Below are 4,191 nucleotides of genomic sequence, written 5' to 3'. Positions count from 1 at the left end.
GGAGCGCCCGGGGGGAGGAGGTCAGGCCGGGGCCGTTCCGGAGCCGGGCGGCCGGCCGCTGCGGGAGCCGAACCACTCGATCCAGTTCATCGCGAAGAACACATCGCCCGAGATCTTCAGCCGGCCGCCGACGAACGCGTCGGTGCCCTTCAGCTCCCCCACCGCCAGCGCCACCAGGTCGGACAGCGCGACGCCGATGGTGGCGTCGGGCGTGCCCTCGAGCGCGCCGGAGGTGGTGCAGGTGCCCTGCGCGACGGCGACGTAGCGGTGGCGGACGCCGAGCGGGGTGTCGATCTCGTAGTGGAAGACACCCGAGGCGAGCGCGGCGCGCTGCGGGCTGAACCGGGAGCTGAACCACTCGAAGACCAGGTCCAGCAGCGCCTCCACCTCGTCCGGTGGCGGCGAGGAGGTGGCGGCGGCGCTGGAGCGGGCGATGCTGCGCAGTTGGTGGAACATCGCTTCGGGCGCGGTCACGATGCCGCCGCCTGACCGCCGTCGCGCACGGTGTGCTCCAGCAGTACGGACGCGTCCTTGTCGCCGTCGCCCGCCGCGTTGACGCCGGCGAAGCGCTCGCGTACGGAGTCGAGGACGGGCAGCGGCACTCCGGCGACCGCCGCGTCGCCGAGGGCGAGGCGGAGGTCCTTCTCCATCAGCGTCGAGCGGAAGAACGCGGGCTGGTAGGCGCCCTTGCGCATCAGTTCGGCGCGGAAGCGCAGCACCACGGAGCTGAAGCCGCTCTCCGCGACGGAGGACAGCAGCCGGTCGCGGTCGAGTCCTGCGGCAACGCCGTAGGCCACCGCCTCGGCGAGGGAGGCCACTTGGGCGCCGAGCAGCAGGTTGAAGATGAGCTTGAGGGTGGCGGCCGTGCCGGGCGCTCCGAGGTGGACGACCTGTGCGCCGAGGGTGTCCAGGATGCCGCCGACCCGGGCGATGTCCTCCTCCTCGCCGCTGGTGTAGACGCGGAGCTTGCCCTCGCGGGCCTGGAAGGGGTTGCCGACCACGCACGCCTCCACCCGGCGCAGCCCGCGCAGGGCGAGCCGCTGCGCGCACTCGCGGGCGTACGCGGGTGAGACGGTGGAGGTGTCAACGACGACGGCGCCCGGCGCCAGTACGTCGGCCACCTGGCCGAACAGCACCTCTTCGACGGCCGCCTCGTCGGCCAGGCTGAGCAGCACGACCGAGCGGCCCTTGGCGGCCTCGGCGGGGCTCGCCGCGACGGTGGCGCCCGCCTCGGCCAGCGGCGCCGCCTTGGCGGCCGTGCGGTTGTGGACGGTCAGCGCGTGTCCCGCGGCCAGGAGGCGGTGCGCCATGCCGCCGCCCATGTTGCCCAGGCCGATGAAGGCCAGCGGCTCGGTACCGGGGGCTGCGGGGGTCCCGGGCTGCGCCGGGGCCGGGGCCGGCGCCGGGGCCGGCGGCACCTCGTACACCGTCTCGGTGACGACCATCTCTCCGCCGCTGCGGAACGGCTGGAGCCTGCGCCGGTTCTCGACGTGGGCCTCGCTCAGCTCGAACCTGCGGAAGGAGGACTCGTCGGCCCAGTCGGTCAGGACGTAGTAGACGTTCTCGTCCTCGACCGAACGCACCAGCGTCTGGCCCAGGTTGGCGGGCTCGCGGGCGATGCCGGCTGCCACCTCGCGCCAGGTGTACTCGAACTCCTGCCGTCTGCCTGGGTGGATCTCCATCCGCAGCATGACGCGGAACGGTGGCCGGGAGTCAGCTTCCATGGTGCGCGCCTCCTCTGCGTGGGAACGCCGTACACGGTCGCCATCCGCGCTCGACATCCGATCGAGGCACGCTCCGGCTCGCGTCCGCTGCGCCGATCCGACAGGCGGCTCAAGTCCTGCTCGAGGACGTCTCCCTACGCTCGGTGCAGACCCCGAGACCGGAGAGGCCACGCCATGGCACACAATCCCGACGGGGGCCTCGCGGGTGGCCCGGACACGGCCCGCGGGCCCCGCCCGGCAGCGGCCCCGCCGCCCGCCGACGCTTCCGAGACGGGCGGCGGCGCTGCCGCGCCGCCGCACAAGGTGCGGCGCTGGCCGATCGTACTGCTGCGGACGGTGGCGACGGTCTTCTTCGTGCTGCTGCTGATCCAGCCGGTGCTGGCGGGCATGTTCGTCAGCGGCGATGTGGACCTGCTCCAGCTGCACGAGGCCAATTCGTTCGCCATCAGCATCACCAGTTGGTTCCAGGCGCTGGCGGCCGTGCTGGTGTGGCGGCCGGGCCGCGGACCGGTGTGGCCCACCGGGCTCGCTGTGCTGCTCAGCGTCGCCGTCGTGATGCAGGACGGCTGGGGCTACGCACGCGAACTCCAACTGCATATTCCCCTCGGCGTGCTGCTGGTCGCCACCTCCACCGCCCTCGTCTACTGGTCGTACGGACACCGCCCGGGACGCGGAGGGCGTCGATGAGCGCGCCGCGCCAGAAGGCGAGCGCGCCGCGCACGGGGCCGGCCCGGCGGCGCTTCCTGGCCCTGACCGGTGGTGCGGGCACGGCCGTCGCGCTGGGCGGGGCCACCGGGTGCGGCGCGGACGGGCCCGGAGGCGAGGTCTCCGGCGAACTGCTGCGCAGCACCGCCCGGCTGCCCGAGCCGTTCCAAGTGCCGCTGCCGGTACCGCCGGTGGCCGAACCGGTGCGTACCCGGGGCGGCGCGGACGTCCACGAGGTGGAGCAGCGCGCTGCGAGCCAGGAGATCCTGCCGGGTCTCAAGACCGAGGTGTGGGGCTACGACGGACGCTTCCCCGGCCCCACCTTCGTCGGCCGGTCGGGCCATGAGCTGCGCCTGCGGGTGCGCAACGCGCTCGCGGTGCCGACCTCCACGCATCTGCACGGCGGGGTCCAGAAGCCCGAGTTCGACGGTCACCCGACCGACCTGGTGCTGCCCTCCCGCTTCCCCGACCCCCGGAAGGGCCACAGCGGGAAGCACCACGGGAAGCACAGCATGGTGAAGCCCTCCGAGTGGACGGTCTCGCGCGCCCACAAGGAGTACCTGTATCCGCTCGAACAGCCGGCCACCACGCTCTGGTACCACGATCACCGGATGGACTTCAGCGCCCCGCAGGTGTGGCGGGGGCTGGCGGGGATGTTCCTGATACACGACGACGAGGAGAGCGGGCTGCCGCTGCCCGAGGACGCCCGGGACATCCCGCTGATGATCTGCGACCGCGCCTTCGAGGAGGACGGTTCGTTCCGCTACCCGTCGCTGGATCCCTCGCTGACCGAGGAGCCCGGCGTGCGTGAGAAGTACATGGAGGGGGTGACGGGCGACGTCATCCTGGTCAACGGGGCGCCCTGGCCTGAGCTGGAGGTGAGCGCCGAGCGGTACCGCTTCCGCATCCTCAACGCCTCCAACGCGCGCCGCTACCGGCTCGCTCTCGACCCCGGCCCGCGGGAGGGCGCCGCATTCGTGCAGGTCGGCAGCGACAGCGGACTGCTGGGCGCGCCGCGGTCGCACGAGGCGCTGCCGGTCTCGCCCGCCGAGCGGTTCGATGTCGTGGTCGACTTCGGGGCCTTCCCTGTGGGGTCGACGGTGCGGCTCGTCAACACGCTGGGCAGCGGCGGCACCCGCGACGTGATGCGGTTCCGGGTGGCCCGGCGGCCGAAGCGCGGCGGCGGCGCCCCGCGGGTACCCCGGCGGCTGGCGGACTTCCGGCGCCTGCGCGCTGAACAGGCCGTGACCGAGCGGCAGTTCGACTTCCGGCAGCAGCAGGTCGACGGCGTGCCGATGTGGACCGTCAACGGCAAACCGTACGACCCGGGCTCGCCGCTTGCCTCGCCCCGGCTGGACACCGTCGAGCGGTGGCGCTTCACCAGCGACTTCCACCATCCCGTCCACGTCCATCTGGCGCACTTCCAGGTGCTGGCGCGCAGCGGGAAGTCGCCGCTGGCGACCGATGTGGGATGGAAGGACACGGTGGATGTGCGGCCGTTCGAGGTCGTGGACGTCCTCGTCCGGTTCTCCGGGTACCGGGGGCGGTACATGTTCCACTGCCACAACCTGGAGCATGAGGACATGGCCATGATGGCCGACTTCCGCGTGGTGTGAGACCCCGCTCTGCTGCGGGGCGAGCCGGGCGCGACGACTGAGGCCCTCCTTTGTTCCGCCGGACCCTGTCCGTGGGTGGTTTCGCGCCGTCGCGGCGGGAAGATCTCGGAGCGCCCGCAGGGCTGCTGGGGGCGTGGGGGCGGAGC

At 72.9% G+C, this 4,191-nt stretch carries 4 protein-coding genes; 2 read left to right on the top strand and 2 right to left on the bottom strand.

Translation table 11 applies throughout. The features are described from left to right. Nucleotides 1–21: 21 nt before the first annotated feature. Together ITI46_RS33520 and ITI46_RS33515 are read right to left on the bottom strand one after the other, a co-directional pair. The gene (locus ITI46_RS33520) at nucleotides 22–474 is read right to left on the bottom strand and encodes an SCP2 sterol-binding domain-containing protein (RefSeq protein ID WP_307808425.1); all 453 of its coding nucleotides are present in this window, start codon (nucleotides 472–474) and stop codon (nucleotides 22–24) included. Further along, a complete protein-coding gene (locus tag ITI46_RS33515) occupies nucleotides 471–1,724 on the bottom strand; it encodes an NAD(P)-binding domain-containing protein (RefSeq protein ID WP_209243719.1) in 1,254 nt (417 codons plus the stop codon). Before ITI46_RS33515 ends, ITI46_RS33520 begins: the two co-directional genes overlap by 4 nt. A 174-nt stretch (nucleotides 1,725–1,898) precedes the next feature. On the opposite strand from ITI46_RS33515, the gene ITI46_RS33510 reads away from it, so the two are divergent. After that, entirely contained in the window at nucleotides 1,899–2,411 is a 513-nt protein-coding gene (locus ITI46_RS33510) for a hypothetical protein (RefSeq protein WP_209243718.1), read from the top strand. Continuing rightward, nucleotides 2,408–4,045 carry a multicopper oxidase family protein gene (locus tag ITI46_RS33505; RefSeq protein WP_209243717.1) on the top strand — a complete coding sequence of 546 codons (1,638 nt, stop codon included), beginning with the start codon at nucleotides 2,408–2,410 and terminating at the stop codon, nucleotides 4,043–4,045. The genes ITI46_RS33510 and ITI46_RS33505 overlap by 4 nt, the downstream gene beginning before the upstream one ends. Nucleotides 4,046–4,191: the final 146 nt, after the last annotated feature.

The sequence above is a fragment of the Streptomyces oryzae genome (assembly GCF_017676365.1).
Lineage (GTDB): Bacteria > Actinomycetota > Actinomycetes > Streptomycetales > Streptomycetaceae > Streptomyces > Streptomyces oryzae.
This window is presented reverse-complemented; position numbering and strand designations above follow the sequence as displayed.

Coding starts and splice junctions, on each gene's coding strand:
- ITI46_RS33515 (WP_209243719.1), bottom strand. CDS start 1,724: ATGGAAGCTGACTCCCGGCCACCGTTCCGCGTCATGCTGCGGATGGAG.
- ITI46_RS33510 (WP_209243718.1), top strand. CDS start 1,899: ATGGCACACAATCCCGACGGGGGCCTCGCGGGTGGCCCGGACACGGCC.
- ITI46_RS33505 (WP_209243717.1), top strand. CDS start 2,408: ATGAGCGCGCCGCGCCAGAAGGCGAGCGCGCCGCGCACGGGGCCGGCC.